Origin of the sequence: Streptomyces sp. NPDC007875, from assembly GCF_042868035.1 — a bacterium.
GTDB lineage: Bacteria > Actinomycetota > Actinomycetes > Streptomycetales > Streptomycetaceae > Streptomyces > Streptomyces antimycoticus.
The window spans coordinates 191206-208060 of record NZ_JBIADZ010000009.1 but is presented as its reverse complement, the minus strand read 5'-3'; the positions used below and the strand labels follow the sequence as shown (position 1 = coordinate 208060).

Below are 16855 nucleotides of genomic sequence, written 5' to 3'. Positions count from 1 at the left end.
CCCGTTCCCCTGCGCCGCCCGGTGTCCTCGATGTGCTCATCGGAGTGCGAAGCCCCCGTCCATCAGCAGTTCCGTGCCCACGCAGTAGGCGGCCTCGTCACCGAGCAGCCAGGCGATGGCCGCGGCGATCTCCTCGGGTTCCGCGAACCGTCCGGCGACGGTGCCCTCCTTCCACCGCGCGTGCAGGTGCTGCTTGAGGTCGTTGAGCGCGGTGGCGACATAGCCGGGCGCGACGCTGTTGACCCGCACGCCGCGCGGGCCCCATTCGACGGCCAGCGAACGGGCCAGCGCACTCACCGCGGCCTTGGAGGCGTTGTACGCGGACTGCTTCTGCGGGTGGTTGACGATATGGGTGCCGGACATCGAGGAGACCGTGACGATCCGGCCCCCTGCCCCGTCGAGCATCCGTCGGGCGGCCGCGGTGCAGCTGAGGAACGTCCCCCTCAGATTGACGCCGAGCACCCGGTCGAACTCGGCGGCGCTCATCCGCTCCGCGGGTACGTCGTCCTCGACCACCCCGGCGGCCGCGACGAGACCGTCGATCCGGCCGCCCTCGGTGAGAACCGTACCGATCGCGGCCGCCACACTGTCCTCGTCGGTGACATCGCAGCGAATGGATCGCCCGACGGGGGATTCGGTGAGATCGAGGGCGTACACCTCGACGCCCAGACCGGCCAGGTGCGCGCAGGTGGCCCGTCCGATGCCTCCGGCGGCTCCGGTGACCGCTATCCGGGCACCCTGATACCAGGACATGATGTCTCCTTGCGTGGACTCCGGCAGCGATAAGACGGCCTGTACGTACAGGATGTCAAGAGGACGGGCTGTTGTCTTCCTGCCTAGCGCTACGCTTGCGTCGTGGAACCCGGACGGATTGACCGCAGCGCCGCACTGCCCTTCTACGCGCAGCTCAAGGAGTTGCTGCTGCCGCAGCTCGGCAGCGTCTGGAAGGTGGGTGAGCGCCTGCCCGGTGAGGTGAGCCTGTGCGAGCAGTACGGCGTCTCCCGGACCGTCGTACGTCAGGCCCTCGACGAACTGGAGGGCGAGGGCCGCATCGTGCGGCGCAAGGGGCAGGGCACGTTCGTGGCCGCCCGCAAGGTCGACGAGTCGCTCTTCCAGTCGATGACGGGCCTGTACGAGGATGTGGCCGCCCGCGGTTCCGTGCTGGTCAGCACGGTGCGCCGGCTGGAGTTCGCCCCCGCGACGGCGGACGCCGCCCGCGAGCTCGAGGTAGAGGAGGGCTCGCCGCTGCTCCATCTGGAGCGACTGCGCTACGTCAACGACGAGCCGTGGGCGCTGACCAGCACCTGGCTGCCGCACCAGGTGGCGCCCGGACTGCTCGACGAAGACCTGACGCGCCAGTCGCTCTACGCCCTTCTGGAGGACAAGTACGGCGTCAGCCTGGACCATGGCAGGCGTCTGGTGGAGGCGGTGCCCGCCGCCCCGTCGGTGGCCGAGGCGCTCGGCGTGGACGCCCACGATCCGGTGCTGCTCCTGCGCAGCACCGCTTGGGACCAGGAGGGCAGGCCGGTGGAGTACTTCACGGCCTACCACCGTGCGGACCGCAGCCGTTTCCAGGTGCATGTCCGCAGGCGGCGCCGGGCCGGCGCGCCACCGTCGATGCTGGTGAGCGACAGCGGCGGGTGACCGGCCCGCGGCGCGGCCGGCTTCGCCCCCGCCCGGCCTCCCGCCCTCTGCCGTGCACCGAACTCCCCTCTCGGCGGCGGACCTGACGCGACATCGGGTCCGCCGCCTTTGCCGCGATCCCTGAAGCCCCCTCGAAGCTCCGCACGCCCCCTCGACTCCCCTCACACCCCTTCGCGGCCTGGGGCCCGGAGTGCGGAGTGCGGAGTGAGGATCAATCGCTCTTGACATCCTGTACGGACAGGATGACAGTGACCTGCGCAGCGCTCCATCGGCAGGGCGCCACCTCGACGGCCAGGGCCGTCCACGCACTCCCCTTGTGCGACGAGATCCGCCGCGGGCTCCACGGCGTGACCACCGGGGTCACCGAAGGCCACGCCCGGACACCAGGAAGCTGGAGAGACATCCGTGATCATCGCCCATGACCTCGGCACCACCGGGAACAAGGCGTCCCTGCACACCGACGACGGCCGGCTGGTGGCGGCGGTGACCGTGCGCTACGACACCGACTTCCGCGCCGGTGGCATCGCGGAACAGGACCCCGACTCCTGGTGGCAGGCCGTCTGCCGGGCCGGCCGTGAACTGCTCGCCCGCAGCGGGACACCCCGGGAGCGGATCAGCGTCATCGGGTTCAGCGGCCAGATGATGGGGGCCGTGCTGCTCGACCGCGCGCACCGGCCCGTGCGGCCCGCGATGATCTGGGCCGACCACCGCAGCGCCGAGCAGGCGAGGACGCTGGCCGCCGGACTCGGCGAGGAGCGCGCCTACCGACTGCTGGGGCACCGGATCCACCCCACCTACTCACTGGCCAAGGTCATGTGGGTACGCGACAACGAACCGCGGACCTTCCGTCGAGTGGCCCACGTATGCCTGACCAAGGACTACATTGTCCAGCGTCTGACCGGCACGCTCGCCACCGATCCCTCCGACGCCTCCAGCACCAACGCCTTCGACCAGCGGGCGGGCGTCTGGTCGCGAGCCGTGCTCGACGCGGCGACCATCGACCCGGGCCTGCTGCCCGACATCGTGGCGTCCACCTCGGTCGTCGGCCGGGTCCGTGCGCACGTCGCGGAGGAGACCGGGGTGCCCGCCGGAGTCCCCGTCGTCATCGGCGGCGGAGACGGCCCCCTCGCCGCGCTCGGCGCCGGGGTGCTGACATCCGGCGACAGCGCCTACACCTACCTCGGCTCCTCCTCGTGGATCTCGATGTCGGCCCGGCGGCCGCTGTACGACCCCGCCATGCGCACCATGACGTTCAACCACGTCCTGCCCGGACACTACGTGCCGACGGCCACCATGCAGGCGGGCGGCGCCTCACTCGAGTGGATCGCACATGTGCTGCGCCCTGACGACGGCCCGGAGCGCATCGCCCGCACCCTCGCGCGGATCGAGGACGCCGACACCACGGGGCTCTACTTCCTGCCCCATCTGCTCGGCGAGCGCTCGCCGTACTGGAACGCCGACGCCCGCGGCGCCTTCGTCGGACTCTCCCGGCACCACGGCCCCGCACATCTGACGAAGGCCGTCCTGGAGGGAGTCGCCTTCAACCTGGCGACCTGCATCACCGCCTTCCGCGAGGCCGGGCATCCGGTCGACCGCGTCGACGCCATCGGCGGGGGCGCGGCGAGCGACACCTGGCTGCACATCCTCGCCGACGTCTGGGGAGCCCGCGTGCGCCGCCGCAGCATCGTCGAGGAGGCCAACAGCCTCGGTGCCGCCGTCACCGCCGCCGTGGGCAGCGGCCTGGTCGACGGGTTCGAGGTGGCCCGCGAACTCTCAACAGTGGAGGCGGAGTTCACCCCGTCCGCAGACCGGCATCGCGACTACACCGCGCGCCACCGGGAGTTCCTGGACGCCTATCGCGGCCTGGAGCCCTGGTTCGCGCGGGAGCGTGCGTAACCGCACCGCACACCGGGCCACACCGTCCAATAAATTCTCACCCACTAGACAGCTAGTCCGCACCATGAGAATGTGCCGTGACCGCCTTCGTGATCGCCCGTCGCGGTGCCACGACGAACAGGAGCCCTATGCGCCCATCGGTGACGACCGTCCACGCCACTCCCGTCGCCGGCGGGTTCACCTTCCTCGAGGGACCCCGATGGCGCGACGGCGAGCTGTTCGCCTCCGACTTCTACAGCGAGCGCGTACTCGCCTTCCGTACGGGCCGCTCGCCGACCAGCTGTCATGAGGTGCGCACGGTGTGCGAGGTGCCGGGGCGGCCGTCCGGGCTCGGATTCGCGCCCGACGGCTCGCTGCTCGTCGTTTCGATGCTGGAGCGCGCCCTGCTGCGGTGGGACGGCCGGGCCCTCACCACCGTGTCGCGCTTCGGCGACCTCATCGAGGGCGTCGCCAACGACATGATCGTCACCGAGTCCGGCTGGGCCCTCGTCGGCAACTTCGGCAATACGGACGCCGAGCCCGGGTCCCTGCGCGAGACGGCCCTGGTGCGGATCTCCCCGGACGGCGGAGCCGATCTGCAGGGCCACGGCCTCAACTTCCCCAACGGCATGGTGCTCACCGCCGACCGCCGGCGGCTGCTCGTGGCGGAGACCTTCGCCGGACGCATCTCCTCGTGGCCGGTGACCTGGAGCGCCGACGGACAACCCACGCTCGGGGAGCCGCGGGTGTGGAAGCAGTACGGCAACCCGCCCGGCCACCTCGACATCGAACGCGCCACCCGCGAGCTGCCCGTACTGCCCGACGGTCTGGCCATCGACGCACACGACCGGGTCTGGGTCGCCTCCTCGATCGGGCACGGCGCACAGCTGCTCGCGCCGGACGGCACCCCCCTCGCCTTCGTCGAAACCGGCGGTCTCAGCGCCTACGCGGTCGCCATCGGCGGCGCCGACCAGTCCGTTCTCTACCTCTGCTGCTCGCCGCCACTCGGCACCGTCGACCCCGCCGTCACCACCGACTCGGTGCTGTACGCCGCGGACATCTCGGCACTGCACCGACCCGCACCCCGCGCCTCCCGCGCCCCAGGAAAGGAGACACCATGACAACCACCACCGCGCCGACCGCCACGGTTCGTGCGCTGCGGTTCGCCGCGAAGGAGAAGGTCACCGTCGTCGACGCCCCACTCCCCGAGCCAGGACCGGGCGAGCTGATCCTCGATGTGAAGGCCGCAGGGCTGTGCGGAAGCGACCTGCACTACTTCCATATGACGCACGAGGAGATGCGGCAGGCGACTCAGCCGCGCTCGCCCGAGATGACGCCCGGCCATGAGATCGCCGGAGTGGTCAAGGCGGTCGGCCCCGGCGTGAGCCACCCCGAGGTGGGCGACCGTGTCGCGGTACAGCACTACTCCGGCTGCGGCCAGTGTGAAAGCTGTCGGCGCGGCTGGGATGTGCACTGCGAGCGCGGCGCACGGGTGTACTCGCTCAACCGGCCCGGTGGCTGCCAGGACGAGCTGGTCGTCACGGCCAAGGACTGCGTGGTGCTGCCCGACGAGGTGAGCTTCCCCGTCGGCGCGTTCCTCGCCTGCGGTGCCACGACCGCCTACCAGGCGCTGCTCCGCTCGGAGGTGCGGCCGGGCGAGACCGTGGTCGTCATCGGCGTCGGCCCGGTCGGGCTCGCCGTGCTCGCCTGGGCCAAGGCATTCGGGCTGCGCGCCGTCGGCACCGACCCGAGCCCCGAGCGCCGCGCCTTCGCCGAAAGCCTCGGCTACTCCGAGATCCATGATGCCGCGGGCTTCGACATCGAGGCCGTGGTACCCGGGGGCGCGAACGCCGTGATCGACACCTCCGGGAACGTCCACGGCCGCCGTACCGCCGTCGAGGTCGTGAAGACCTGGGGCACGGTGGTTTTCGTGGGGCTCGGCCCCGACTTCGCCATCGACCCGGTACCGGACCTGATCATGCGTCAGGTGACCCTGCGCGGCATGTTCGTCTTCAGCGTGCCGCTGATGATGGAGGCCGTGGCGGAGGCCGGCCGGCTCGGTGTCGACCTCGCTCCGATCATCACCAGCGTCTCCTCGATCGAGGAGGGTCCCGATGCCTTCGCGGACTTCGCCGCGGGCAGCGTCGGCAAGTCGGTCATCGGATGGGAGTGAGCATGGCGAGCGAAACAGCGGTCCGGCCCGTCGACGGCGGTGCGTGGACACTGGAGAACGACGCGGTCACGGTGCTGGTGAACCCGGCCCGGGGCACCGACATCCTCTCTCTGGTCTGGAAGGCCACCGGCGAGGAGATCCTGTGGCGCAACCCGCGCTGGGTGGACCGGGTGCCGGCCTCCGACGCGGCGGACGCGAGCGACGTGTCGTTCTTCGACAACTATGCAGGCGGCCTACAGGAGTTGTTCCCGAACGCGGGACCACCGACCACCGTGCACGGCGCTCCGCTGCCGTTCCACGGTGAGGCGGCTCGACGCTCCTGGGCGGCCGGGACCGTGCAGACGGAGGACGGGACCGCGCTACGGTGCGTCACCCGGCTCGCCCGCTACCCGTTCCGTATGACGAAGACCTTCTCGCTCGACGGCTCCGTGCTGCGTTTCCGAAGTGAGGTGGAGAACCTTTCGACGCGGGACCTCCCCTCGAACTGGGGTCTGCATCCCGCCTTCAACACCGCGACCGTGGCCAGCGCGGCCACCGTGTACGGCCCCTTCGGGGAGCTCACCGCGCACCCTGAGGACTTCGGCGCCCGGCAGTGGATGGCACCGGGCGAGACACGACGGGTGCCCGCCGTGGCGCCGGGCGTGGGGGCCCTCGAACTCGCTCCGGGCGAAGGCCCGACGGCCGACCTCGGTTACGCCACCGTCACCGGCGGGTGGTTCGGGCTGCGCTCACCCGGCTGCGGCCTGGTGGCGACGATGAGTTGGCAGTCCGAGCTGTTCCCCGAGATATGGGTGTGGCAGGAGTGCCACGCACCCGGCGATTACCCCTGGTGGGGCACCGAACACATCGTGGCCGTCGAACCGCACACCACCTCGCCGTTCATGCCGCTCGGCGAGAGGCTGGAGCGCCCCGGCGTGCCCGTGATCGCCGGCGGATCGACGCTGAGCGCCCAGTTCACGCTCGGCGTACACGAGATCGCCGAGGACGAGGTGCCGGTCGATGTCGACGAACGGGGCGTGCCGGTGCTGATCACCGTGCCGGACGAGGGAGAGGGCGTGGCATGAGCCGATTCACCGATCGTGTCGCGATCGTCACCGGAGCGGGGGCGGGCATCGGCCGGGCCGCGGCCGAGCGCATCGCGAGCGAGGGCGGCTCCGTCGCCGTCTTCGACATCTCGGCCGAGCGCGCCGAGGAGTCCGCGCGCGCGATCGCCGACGCCGGTGGCTCCGCCATGCCCTTCGCGGTGGACGTCTCCGACGGTGACCAGGTGCGGACCGCCGTGGACGACGTGGTGGCCACGCTCGGCGTCCCGTTCTCGCTCGTCAACAGCGCGGGCATCCTGCGCATCTCCCCCGCCCTCGAGATGAGCGTGGACGACTTCGACACGGTGCTCGGCGTCAACCTGCGGGGCACATTCCTCATGGCCACCGCGGTCGCGCGGCATATGGTGGCGGCGAAGCAGCCGGGCCGTATCGTCAACGTCTCGTCGATCCACTCGGTGATCTCGCTGCGCGAGGCGGCCGCCTACGCCGCCTCCAAGGGCGGGATCGATGCGCTCACCTTCACCCTCGCGGGCGAGTGGGCCGAGTACGGCATCACGGTCAACGCGGTGCGCCCCGGAGCGACCTGGTCCGCGCTGACCACGCCCCTCTACACGGACGACGTCGTGGCCTCGCTGAACCGCCGCATCCCGCTCGGCGCGGTCGCCCGCGCGGAACAGGTGGCCGCGGCGATCGCCTACCTGGCCTCCGAGGACGCGTCGTACTCCACCGGAGCGACGCTCTCGGTCGACGGTGGCTACACCATCAACGGCGACATGCCGGACACGGCCTACCAACGCGATTGACCGATCGCATCGCATACGGCAGGGGCCGGAATCTCACGATTCCGGCCCCTGCCGTATGGGCGCGGCCCAGGCGGTGGCCCGCCCGGGATCAGAACACGGAGTGCGGGTCGAGGAAGTCGTCCACGTTCTCGCAGTTGATGCCCGCGGCCTTGGTGTACCGCTGCTTGTTGATGTCCTTCGGCGCCACGTCACCGGTACCGATCCGCAGCGCGATGTCGAAGGCGAGGTCGGCGGCCAGCTTCGGCGAGTTCAGACCGGTGGAGATGTACCGTCCCTCGCACCCACCCGCCTTGATCTCCTGGAGCGCCTGCTTCTGGCCGTCCGCCGCCGCGGCCACCAGCGTCTTCTTATTGCCCTTGTCCCGCAGTGTGCTGAGGGCCCCGAGCGTCATCGAGTCGTTGAGGCCGACGATCATGTCGACGTTCCGGTGCGCCGCGAGGATCGACTCGGTGGCCGGTACCGCGGCGTCCTGTGAGTAGTTCGCGGAAGTCCTGGCCACAATCCGGTAGTTGACGCCACCGGCGCGCAGGCCATCGAGGAATCCCCGCTGGCGGTCGGGGCCGACGATCTCGTCGTCCGGGCCACCGTTGAGGATGGCCAGGCTGATCGTCGAGCCGTGGTGGAACCGCTTGGCCGCGAGCCGGCCGGAGAGCTTGCCGATCGCGTAGTTGTCGGAGGAGACGGAGGTGACGCCGACCCCCTCGATGCCCGTGTCGACGAAGACGAGGGGCACCTCCCCCGCCACGTCCTTGAGCTGTACCTTCTGCGTCTTCGGGCTCATGGCGTCGACCACGAGCACATCAATGCCCTGAGCCACCAGGGTCTGGGCCTGGTTCAGCTGGGTGACGGCGTCACCGTCGGCGTTCTGCACCTCCAGGTGGAAACCCCGCTGTCTGGCCTTCTTCCTGGCCGCGTCGACCATGGCCGCGAAGTAGGGCGCGTCCAGTTGCCGTTGGGAGAATCCGATGGTGACGTCGGTGGGGTCCTTGGCCTCCTTGGGTCCGCTGGAGGACGCCTTGCCCCCGATGGTCGAACAGCCGGCCAGGCCGATCACCGCCGCCGACAGTGCGGCGAGCGAGCCCCGTCGCATGGTTGTCATGCAGGTCTCCGTGTCGTGTCGGGTCGTGCGCTGGGATCAGGAACGTGCGGTCTGCTGCCGACGGCGCCGGGTGAACTGGACGGTGGTGAGGACCATCGCGAAGATGATCAGGGCCCCGCGGAAGGCGTCCTGCAGGAATGTGGAGACATTGAGCAGCACCAGCAGGTTGGAGATCACGCCGAAGATGAGCGTGCCCAGGAACGCTCCGAGCACCCGCCCGCGGCCGCCCACGAGGCTGGCACCGCCGATGACCACCGCCGCGATCGAATCGATCTCGTAGTTGTCCCCACCGGTCGGAGTGGCCGCGCCGATACGGGCGGCGAGCAGGAAGCCCGCGAAGCCCACCAGTACACCGGCGATCACATACACCGAGATCATGGTGGCCTTCACCGGCACACCGGCAGCGTGGGCGGCCTCCCTGCTGCTGCCGAGCGCGTACACACGGCGCCCGAACACGGTGCGGCGGGTGAGGAAGGCCATGGCCATCGCGAGAACGATCCAGACGATGCCGAGCACGGGGACACCGGCGATCGCCGTCGTGGCGATGGAGCGGAAGTCGGCGGCGTGGGGTGCGATCGGCTGGCCCTCGGTGTAGGCGTAGACGAGCCCGCGGCCCAGCGCGAGCATGCCGAGGGTCACGATGAAGGCTTCGAGCCCGCGGTAGGCGATGAGGTAGCCGTTGAAGACACCGATGGCGCCGCCCAGCACGATCGCCACCGCCACCGCGAGCAAGGTGTTCCCGCCGCCGAAGAGACCGGCGGAGAGCACACCGGCGAGCCCGGCGACCGCACCGACGGAGATGTCGATGCCACCGGTGAGCACGATGAGGAACTGCGCGAGGGTGACGATGCCGATCACCGAGACCTGCAGCAGCAGGTTGGACATGTTGTACGAGGAGAAGAAGGCGTCGGAGGTGAAGCCGGCGAAGACCAGCAGGGCGACGAGGATGTAGAGCGGGTACTGCTCCTTCGCCCATTGCCCGGCGCGGCGGAGCGTCAGGCCGCCAGTGGGCGTTTCTTCCTGGGCCGTGGGTGGTGCGGCGACCGTCCTGGGCGCGGTGTCGTGGCTCACTGGACTTCTCCTCCGAGGGCGGTACGGGTCAAGTCGTCGGTGGTGCTGGTCTTCGAGACGAACTCGCCGGCGATGACGCCGTCGCGCAGCACGAGCACCCGGTTGCACAGGGCCAGGGCCTCTTCGGCCTCGCTGGTGACGACGACGACCGCCTTGCGCCGCTCCGAAAGGCTCCGCACGATCTGGTAGATGTTCAGCCGGGCACCGACATCGATGCCCTTGGTCGGTTCGTCCAGCACGAGGACATCGGGCTCGCTCTCGAGCGCCTTGGCGATGCAGACCTTCTGCTGGTTGCCACCGGAGAGCGAGCTGGTCAGCTGCTCGGCGCCGCCCTTGATGCGGAAGTCGGAGACCAGCTGCGCCACCCGGCGGCGCTCACGGCGGGTGTTCATCACTCCGCCGGTCGAGAACGCGCCGAGCGTGCTCAGCGTGAGGTTGGCCGCGTTGTCGAAGTCCTTGACGAAGCCCTCACGCCTGCGGTCCTCGCTGAGGTAGGCGATCCCCTGGCGCAGGGCTGCCCGCGGTGAGCGCGGGTTCACCTCGCGGCCACGCACCCGCACCGTGCCGGTGTCGCGGTGCTGATGACCCGAAATCGACCGGGCGAGGGAGCTGCGCCCGCTGCCGACCAGACCGTAGATACCGACGATCTCGCCTTCCTGCACCGAGAAGGAGATGCCGGACGCGGATCCCGAGGACACGTCCCGCACCTCCAGCAGGGCGGGGGCGGCGGACGCGGACACCGGCTCCGGTGGCTCGAGCGCCATCACGGCCTCGCCGATCATGAGCGTCATGATCTCGTCGGGGGTGGTGTCCGCCCTGTCGACGACGTCGACGAGGGAGCCGTTGCGCATGACCGCGATGCGGTCGGCGAGCGCGAACACCTCCGGCATGCGGTGCGAGACGAAGACAACCGTGGCACCGGTTTCGCGCTCCTTGCGTACGAGTGCCTCGACGTCCTTGAAGTGCTCCTCCGTGGTGGAGGCGGTGGTCTCGTCCAGCAGCAGCACACGGTGCTCGTTCACCTGGGACCGGCTGAGCGCCACCATCTGACGGGGACCGGGGCCCAGCCGTCCGGCCGGCATGCCGAGGTCCACGTCGCGCATCCCGACCACGCCGAGGGCCGCGCGAGTGCCATCCGCGCGGTCGCGACCCCCGACGCGTTGCCACGGCTTCCGGCGGCCGGCCGAGCTGAGGCCGGTCAGCCAGACGTTCTCCTGGACGGTGAACGTGTCGACGATGACCGGCTCCTGATGCATGAGGAGCACTCCGGCGTCCAGGGCCGCGGAGGGTGTGGTGATCTCACCGTCGTATCCGTCCACGATCACGCGCCCGCTGGTGGGGCGCTCCTGACCGGCCAGCAGCTTGGTGAGCGTCGACTTGCCGGCGCCGTTCGCACCGCAGATGGCGAGCACCTCGCCCGCATAGCCACTGAGGGTGACGTCGGAGACGGCGACGACGCCCGGGTAGACCTTGCCGACCCCGTCGAGAGTGAAAGTGGTCGTCCTCGGTGGTGATGATGCGGCTGCCGAGGACGCGACCGCGCCCATCCTGCTCAATTCGCATGCTCCCTTGCGCTAGGCACGTCACTGCTCGTTCAGAAGGTCGACCACTGCTGCCCGTGGCTCCGTAGGGGCGCCAGGCTGGAACCTTTTTTCTCACGAGATGAACGTCGTGTCTACCACGTGGGACAAACGAATGTGGCGGCCTACCCCGCCGCGGGCCCCTCGGCGACGACCGGTGAGGGGAAATGCGGCAGTACGTGGTCGGTGAGTTCGGCCAGTACGTCGTCGATGGGGCGGTCGCCCGGTCGCAGGTTGAAGGAGACGTGCGCGACGCCGAGGGCCGACATCTTCTCCAGGTGTTCCACGAGGCCGTCCCGGCCGGTGCGGAGTCCGAGCCGGATGGCGGTGGCGGGGGCCGCGGGGTCGGGCAGGAGGTCGAGCATCATGGGGGTCAGATAGGGCTTGGGGTGGTCGGCCGTCAGCCGCCGCCACTTCTCCGTCTTCAGGCGGAGCGCTCCGAGGTCGCGGGGGTAGTTGAGGCTCGCGTCGACGTGTTCGGCGATCCACTCCGGGCTCTGCTGGGCATTGCCCGCGACCGCGATCGGGATGGTCCCGGCGGTGGGTTTGGGCAGTACATCGAGTTGCCGGTCGGCGGTGAGACCGAGCCGTGGCAGTTCCAGCCCCTGGCCGGGCGGCGGGGTGGACCAGGCGGCGCGCAGCACCTCGACGCCGTTGCGGAAGGTCTCGGCGCGGGTGGTGAACTCGACGTCGAAGAGCGGGTATTCGACGGGACGGTCACCGCTGGCCAGGCCGAGGATGAACCGCCCGCCGGACAGGACGTCGACGGTCGCGGCCGCCTTGGCGACCAGGAGTGGCCGGCGCAGTGGCAGAACGACGGCCGCGGTGCCGAGGACGGCGCGTTCGGTGATCGCCGCGAGGTGGCCCAGATGCGTAAAGGTTTCGAACACCGACCCGGCGTCGCCGAAGTGCACCGGGTCGTACAGCGGGACGTCCCGGACCCACAGGGCGGCGAATCCGGACTGGTCGGCGAGGCGGGCGAGGCGGGCGTGTGCTTCGAGGGACGGCACGCCGAAGGGGCGGCCCGCCTTCCGGTCGGTGGCCAGCCGGGACTGTCCCCAGTCGTTGTCCAGGGGGAGTTCCAGGCCGAGGGTGAGGCGGCCGCCGTGGGGGTGTGTCAGGCGGCTCAGGGCAGTGGACATGACGCGAAGACGGCTTCCAGGAGAGGGGAAACAGGGGCGAGGGGGAAGGGAATCAGGGGCGGGAACGGGCCGCGCCGCCACGGCCGGCTGATGAGCACGGCCACAGCGGCGCGGTCGAGAGGAGTGGCGTCGGGTCAGTTGAGGGTGTCGGGGTCCGGCCCGGTGCGCTGGCCACGGTCGAGAGCGTCGATCGCCTCGATGTCCTCAGGGGTGAGGGTGAAATCGAAGACGTCGATGTTCTCCCGGATGCGGGCGGGGGTCACGGACTTGGGGATCACGACGTTCCCCAGCTGCAGATGCCAGCGCAGGACCACCTGCGCGGGCGTCTTGCCGTGTCGCTGCGCTATCGCGGCGAGGGCGGGGTCCTGGAGAAGGGCGCCCTGGGCCAGCGGGCTCCACGCCTCGGTGGCGATCTTGTGCTGGGCGTGGAAGTCCCGCAGCTGTCCCTGCTGGAGGTAGGGGTGCAGCTCGACCTGGTTGATGACCGGGACCACACCACTGTGGTCGAGCAGCCGCTGCAGGTGGGCGGGCTGGAAGTTGGACACACCGATGGCGCGGGTGCGGCCGTCGGCCAGCAGCTTCTCCAGGGCGCGCCAGGTGTCCAGGTAGAGGTCGCGGGCGGGGGTGGGCCAGTGGATCAGGTAGAGGTCCACATAGTCGGTGCCCAGCTTGGCCACGCTGGCGTCGAAGGCCGCGAGGGTGGAGTCGTATCCCTGGTCGGCGTTCCACAGCTTGGTGGTGAGGAACAGCTCCTCGCGGGGGACACCGGAGGTGGCCAGGGCACGGCCGACCCCGGCCTCGTTGCCGTAGATGGCCGCGGTGTCGATGCTGCGGTAGCCGGCCTCGATGGCGGAGAGCACCGCGCCGGTGGTCTGCTCGTCCTCCACCTGGAAGACGCCGAAGCCCAGCTGCGGGATCTCGAGGCCGGTGTGGAGGGTGAGGTTGGGTACGGAGGTCATGGTGTCCTTCTCGGTTCGCTTCTGCCTGCGGGTACGTGTGGGTGGTTCGGGGGTCAGCCGAGCGTCGCGAGGGCGGTGGTGGCGATCCCGTGGTCCTGCTCGGGAGCGCCGCCGCCCACGCCGATCGCGCCGATCAGCCGGCCGTCGCGGTGGACCGGGACGCCACCGGCGAGGAACAGCAGCGGGCGGTCGAGGGCGGTGGGCAGGGTGTGGAAGACGCCTCCGGGCTGGACCGCGTCCACCAGGTCCGCGGTGGGGGCGTTGAGCTGCAGCGCGGTGAACGCCTTGCGGGTGCTGGTCTCCCCCGCGATCAGTACGGCCCGGTCGTCGCGCCGGAAGGCCAGGAGGTGGCCACCGGCGTCGAGGACGCTGATCGCGGCCGTCACCCCGGCCGCCTCGGCGGCGGCGCGGGCGGCCTGGAGGAGGGCCTCGGCATCCTGAGTGGTCAGCGGGGCGACGGCGGTCTCGATGGTGCTCATGGCGGGAGGGTCTCCTTGATGGTGGTGGTGCTGTTCGGTGACGGGTAGATCAGTGCCGGGCGGTCGAAACACTGGCCGGCTCGGTGGTGGCGCCGTCGGGGATGTGGCGGGCGTCGCGGCGCTCCAGGGCCGCGGAGAGGACGGCGAGGGCCAGGGCGGATCCGGCGAGGATGGCACCGACCCAGTTGGGGGCCGTGTAGCCGAGTCCGGCCGAGATCACCAGGCCGCCGAGCCAGGCCGAGAGCGCGTTGCCCAGGTTGAAGGCGCCGATGTTGACGGCGGAGGCCAGGGTGGGAGCACCCGCCGCGTGGTCCAGCACCCGCTTCTGCAGCGGGGGCACGGTCGCGAAGCCAAGGGCGCCGACGAGAGCGATGGAGATGGCCGCCGCGATCTTGTTGTGGGCGGTGAAGGTGAACGTGGCCAGGACCAGCGCGAGCGCGCCCAGCGACACGTACAGCATCGGCATCAGCGCCCGGTCGGCGAACCGGCCCCCGAGGAGGTTGCCGCCGACCATGCCGAGCCCGAAGAGGACCAGCAGCCAGGTGACCGAGGAGTCCGCGAAGCCGGCGACCTCGGTCATCATCGGCGCGATGTAAGTGATCGCGGCGAAGACACCGCCGAAGCCGAGCACGGTCATCGCCATGGCCAGCAGCACCTGCGCGTTGCGGAAGGCTGCCAGTTCATGGACCAGGTGCACACCCTCCGGCTTGGGGATGTCGGGAACGAGCCGGGCGATGCCCGCCAGGCCCACCACGCCGAGCGCCGCGACGAGGAAGAAGGTGGTCCGCCACCCCAGCGACTGGCCGATCGAGGTGCCCAGCGGCACACCGACAACGTTGGCGACGGTCAGACCGGTGAACATCATCGAGATGGCACCGGCCTTCTTCTCGGGCGCGACCAGGTCGGCCGCGACGACCGATCCGATGCCGAAGAACGCGCCGTGCGCGAAGGAGGCGACGATCCGTCCCACGGCCATCACGCCGAAGGCGGGGGCGAGCGCGGAGAGCAGATTGCCCACCACGAACAGCCCCATCAGCAGCATCAGCATGTGCTTGCGGGAGATCTTCGTACCGAGAGCGGTCATCAGTGGTGCGCCGACCATGACGCCGAGCGCGTAACCGGTCACCAGGAACCCGGCGGTGGGGATGGACACATCGAAGTCCCCGGCGACCTCGGGCAGCAGCCCCATGATCACGAACTCGGTGGTTCCGATCCCGAAGGCCCCGATGGCGAGGGCCAGCAGTGCGATGGGCATGAAAGTTCACTCCAAGTGATTGCTACCGCCCTTTACGAGCGTCCACGATACTTGCATACGCACTAATTGCAAGCGCGCTATATTGCTCAGGCTGTGTATCACGTCACCGTCACCACCGCGGGGCCCCGGCCCCGCCTCACCCCGCCCCACCCAGGAGGCACCCATGGCCACGCCGGACCTCGCCGCCACTCCCCTCGCCCAGAGCTGGTGCGCCCTGTCGCTGCTGCACAGCAGGATCGAGACGCATCTCGAGGGGGCCCTGCACACCGGCCATGGGCTCAGCGCCCGCGAGTACGCGGTTCTGGACGTCCTGAGCCGACAGCACGACGGGGAGAACGGTCATCTGCAGATGAAGCAGGTCGCCGAGGCCGTCGCCCTCAGCCAGAGCGCCACCACCCGCCTGGTCACCCGGCTCGAGGACCGCGAACTCCTCTCCCGCTACCTGTGTCCCACCGACCGGCGCGGGATCTACACCAACGTCACCGAGGCCGGTCTGACACTGCTCCGCCAGGCCCGGCCCACATACGAAGACGCCCTGCGCGAAGCGCTCGACCTGGCCGGCCGGGACCCGAGGCTCACCACCCTGGTCGCGGCCGTGGCGCCCTTGGAGGCGTCGCCCCTTGACGCCTCGTCACTCCGGATTCCGGGGTGCGGGCTCCCCGGCTGACCTCACGCCCCGGAGGCGAGCCCACCGGCCAGTGGCCCCGCACCCATCTCCCGCTCATCCGACAGCACCGTCTCGCGGAACGAGGCGACGACCGGCCGCAGATCGATGTGGTGCCAGACTGCCCACAGGTGAACGGACGCCTCGTGCCAGGGCAGTGTGCGCACGGCCACGGCGTCCGTCGCCCCGCGCACCATGCTCTTCTGCACCAGCGCCAGCCCGAGGCCGGAGGCCACCAGGCCGAGTGCCGTCAGCGGGTCCGCGGCGTCGAGCCGGATGTCGGGCGTGAAGCCCGAGGCGACACACGCGGCGACGAACGTGTCCCGCCATACCGGGTCGCCCGGCTCCTCGACCGCGATCCACGGCTGGCCGTCCAGGTCCCGCGCCGCGATCGTCTCGCGCGCGGCCAGCGGGTGGCCCGCCGGGAGGACGAGCAGCAAGGGGTCCTCCAGCAGTGGCGCGGCCCGCAGCACGGGGTCGTCGCGGTCCGGCGGCTCCCGCACCAGGGCGATGTCGAGGCTGCGTTGGCGCAGTCCCTCGAATTGCTCGGCCGCGGGCATGCTGTACAGCGCGACATGGATGCCGGGGCTCTCCTCCTGCAGCCGGCGCAGTGCCCCCGGCAGTACCCCCGTGTGCATGGCGTCGGCGACATAGCCGATGCACAGACCGCCCTCTTCGCCTCTGCCCAGCCGGCGGCCCAGGTTCTCCAGCCGGTCGGCGTGGCGCAGCAGGGCCCTGGCCTCGCTGAGGAAGATCGCGCCGTCGCGGGTGAGCCGGATGCGCTGCTGGCTGCGCTCGAACAGGGTGAGGCCGAGGTTCTTCTCCAGTTGGGCGATCTGCCGACTGAGAGGAGACTGCGAGATGTGGAGTTGCTCGGCAGCGCGGCCGACGTGTTCGGTCTCGGCCACCGCGATGAAATAGCGCAGTTGGCGCAGGTCGAGCATGTAAGACCTCCGAGGACTCAACTCTATCCAAGAGAGTCTTGGACAGTCTGAAGTGGCAATCCTACTGTCGAAGACGCAAGAACGGCGGACCGGCTGGAAGCCATCAGTCCGCCGGCTCCCCCTC

Annotated in this window: 16 protein-coding genes; 7 read left to right on the top strand and 9 right to left on the bottom strand. The window is 70.3% G+C overall.

Features of this window, described 5'->3' with window-relative positions:
* Window positions 1-36 precede the first annotated feature (36 nt).
* On the bottom strand, window positions 37-753 hold the full coding sequence (locus ACFYOY_RS20730) for an SDR family NAD(P)-dependent oxidoreductase (protein ID WP_388588635.1): 717 nt from the start codon (window positions 751-753) through the stop codon (window positions 37-39).
* A 102-nt stretch (window positions 754-855) separates the two neighbouring features.
* Between ACFYOY_RS20730 and ACFYOY_RS20725 the strand changes: the two genes are divergently transcribed.
* The 6 genes from ACFYOY_RS20725 (at window position 856) to ACFYOY_RS20700 (ending at window position 7538) form a co-directional block, all read left to right on the top strand.
* Complete coding sequence (locus ACFYOY_RS20725) at window positions 856-1644, top strand: GntR family transcriptional regulator (RefSeq protein ID WP_351887975.1); 789 nt, start codon at window positions 856-858, stop codon at window positions 1642-1644.
* 405 nt (window positions 1645-2049) lie between these two features.
* The gene (gene xylB, locus ACFYOY_RS20720) at window positions 2050-3540 is read left to right on the top strand and encodes a xylulokinase (protein WP_388588632.1); all 1491 of its coding nucleotides are present in this window, start codon (window positions 2050-2052) and stop codon (window positions 3538-3540) included.
* A gap of 128 nt (window positions 3541-3668) precedes the next feature.
* The gene (locus ACFYOY_RS20715) at window positions 3669-4640 is read left to right on the top strand and encodes an SMP-30/gluconolactonase/LRE family protein (RefSeq protein WP_388588630.1); all 972 of its coding nucleotides are present in this window, start codon (window positions 3669-3671) and stop codon (window positions 4638-4640) included.
* On the top strand, window positions 4637-5692 hold the full coding sequence (locus ACFYOY_RS20710) for an alcohol dehydrogenase catalytic domain-containing protein (RefSeq protein ID WP_351887966.1): 1056 nt from the start codon (window positions 4637-4639) through the stop codon (window positions 5690-5692). The genes ACFYOY_RS20715 and ACFYOY_RS20710 overlap by 4 nt, the downstream gene beginning before the upstream one ends.
* 2 nt (window positions 5693-5694) lie before the next feature.
* Window positions 5695-6756 carry a hypothetical protein gene (locus ACFYOY_RS20705; protein ID WP_351887963.1) on the top strand — a complete coding sequence of 354 codons (1062 nt, stop codon included), beginning with the start codon at window positions 5695-5697 and terminating at the stop codon, window positions 6754-6756.
* Entirely contained in the window at window positions 6753-7538 is a 786-nt protein-coding gene (locus ACFYOY_RS20700) for an SDR family NAD(P)-dependent oxidoreductase (RefSeq protein ID WP_351887960.1), read from the top strand. The genes ACFYOY_RS20705 and ACFYOY_RS20700 overlap by 4 nt, the downstream gene beginning before the upstream one ends.
* Before the next feature lie 88 nt (window positions 7539-7626).
* On the opposite strand, the gene ACFYOY_RS20695 is transcribed toward ACFYOY_RS20700, so the two are convergent.
* From ACFYOY_RS20695 to ACFYOY_RS20665, 7 genes are all read right to left on the bottom strand, one after another.
* Window positions 7627-8637: a sugar ABC transporter substrate-binding protein gene (locus ACFYOY_RS20695; protein ID WP_388588626.1), complete on the bottom strand. Its 1011-nt coding sequence runs from the start codon at window positions 8635-8637 to the stop codon at window positions 7627-7629.
* Window positions 8638-8673: 36 nt separating this feature from the next.
* Window positions 8674-9708, bottom strand: coding sequence for an ABC transporter permease (locus ACFYOY_RS20690; RefSeq protein ID WP_388588623.1), 1035 nt, complete (start codon window positions 9706-9708; stop codon window positions 8674-8676).
* Window positions 9705-11255: a sugar ABC transporter ATP-binding protein gene (locus ACFYOY_RS20685; RefSeq protein ID WP_388588882.1), complete on the bottom strand. Its 1551-nt coding sequence runs from the start codon at window positions 11253-11255 to the stop codon at window positions 9705-9707. Before ACFYOY_RS20685 ends, ACFYOY_RS20690 begins: the two co-directional genes overlap by 4 nt.
* A gap of 158 nt (window positions 11256-11413) precedes the next feature.
* Entirely contained in the window at window positions 11414-12430 is a 1017-nt protein-coding gene (locus tag ACFYOY_RS20680; protein ID WP_351887951.1) for an LLM class oxidoreductase, read from the bottom strand.
* Between the two features lie 134 nt (window positions 12431-12564).
* Window positions 12565-13389: an aldo/keto reductase gene (locus ACFYOY_RS20675; RefSeq protein WP_351887948.1), complete on the bottom strand. Its 825-nt coding sequence runs from the start codon at window positions 13387-13389 to the stop codon at window positions 12565-12567.
* A 53-nt stretch (window positions 13390-13442) separates the two neighbouring features.
* Complete coding sequence (locus tag ACFYOY_RS20670) at window positions 13443-13868, bottom strand: heme-binding protein (RefSeq protein ID WP_351887945.1); 426 nt, start codon at window positions 13866-13868, stop codon at window positions 13443-13445.
* Window positions 13869-13917: 49 nt separating this feature from the next.
* Window positions 13918-15123, bottom strand: coding sequence for an MFS transporter (locus ACFYOY_RS20665; RefSeq protein WP_351887942.1), 1206 nt, complete (start codon window positions 15121-15123; stop codon window positions 13918-13920).
* A gap of 163 nt (window positions 15124-15286) precedes the next feature.
* Here ACFYOY_RS20665 and ACFYOY_RS20660 point away from each other — a divergent pair, with 163 nt between their 5' ends.
* Complete coding sequence (locus ACFYOY_RS20660) at window positions 15287-15790, top strand: MarR family transcriptional regulator (protein ID WP_351887939.1); 504 nt, start codon at window positions 15287-15289, stop codon at window positions 15788-15790.
* A 2-nt stretch (window positions 15791-15792) separates the two neighbouring features.
* Here the strand turns inward: ACFYOY_RS20660 and ACFYOY_RS20655 are convergent, their stop codons facing one another.
* Window positions 15793-16731: a LysR substrate-binding domain-containing protein gene (locus ACFYOY_RS20655; RefSeq protein WP_351887936.1), complete on the bottom strand. Its 939-nt coding sequence runs from the start codon at window positions 16729-16731 to the stop codon at window positions 15793-15795.
* Window positions 16732-16855: the final 124 nt, after the last annotated feature.

Excerpts from the sequence above, each read along its gene's own strand:
- ACFYOY_RS20655 (WP_351887936.1), bottom strand. The coding sequence starts at position 16,731 with ATGCTCGACCTGCGCCAACTGCGCTATTTCATCGCGGTGGCCGAGACC.
- ACFYOY_RS20665 (WP_351887942.1), bottom strand. The coding sequence starts at position 15,123 with ATGCCCATCGCACTGCTGGCCCTCGCCATCGGGGCCTTCGGGATCGGA.
- ACFYOY_RS20730 (WP_388588635.1), bottom strand. The coding sequence starts at position 753 with ATGTCCTGGTATCAGGGTGCCCGGATAGCGGTCACCGGAGCCGCCGGA.
- ACFYOY_RS20680 (WP_351887951.1), bottom strand. The coding sequence starts at position 12,430 with ATGTCCACTGCCCTGAGCCGCCTGACACACCCCCACGGCGGCCGCCTC.
- ACFYOY_RS20710 (WP_351887966.1), top strand. The coding sequence starts at position 4,637 with ATGACAACCACCACCGCGCCGACCGCCACGGTTCGTGCGCTGCGGTTC.
- ACFYOY_RS20705 (WP_351887963.1), top strand. The coding sequence starts at position 5,695 with ATGGCGAGCGAAACAGCGGTCCGGCCCGTCGACGGCGGTGCGTGGACA.
- ACFYOY_RS20660 (WP_351887939.1), top strand. The coding sequence starts at position 15,287 with ATGGCCACGCCGGACCTCGCCGCCACTCCCCTCGCCCAGAGCTGGTGC.
- ACFYOY_RS20675 (WP_351887948.1), bottom strand. The coding sequence starts at position 13,389 with ATGACCTCCGTACCCAACCTCACCCTCCACACCGGCCTCGAGATCCCG.
- ACFYOY_RS20695 (WP_388588626.1), bottom strand. The coding sequence starts at position 8,637 with ATGACAACCATGCGACGGGGCTCGCTCGCCGCACTGTCGGCGGCGGTG.
- ACFYOY_RS20685 (WP_388588882.1), bottom strand. The coding sequence starts at position 11,255 with ATGGGCGCGGTCGCGTCCTCGGCAGCCGCATCATCACCACCGAGGACG.
- ACFYOY_RS20715 (WP_388588630.1), top strand. The coding sequence starts at position 3,669 with ATGCGCCCATCGGTGACGACCGTCCACGCCACTCCCGTCGCCGGCGGG.
- ACFYOY_RS20700 (WP_351887960.1), top strand. The coding sequence starts at position 6,753 with ATGAGCCGATTCACCGATCGTGTCGCGATCGTCACCGGAGCGGGGGCG.
- ACFYOY_RS20670 (WP_351887945.1), bottom strand. The coding sequence starts at position 13,868 with ATGAGCACCATCGAGACCGCCGTCGCCCCGCTGACCACTCAGGATGCC.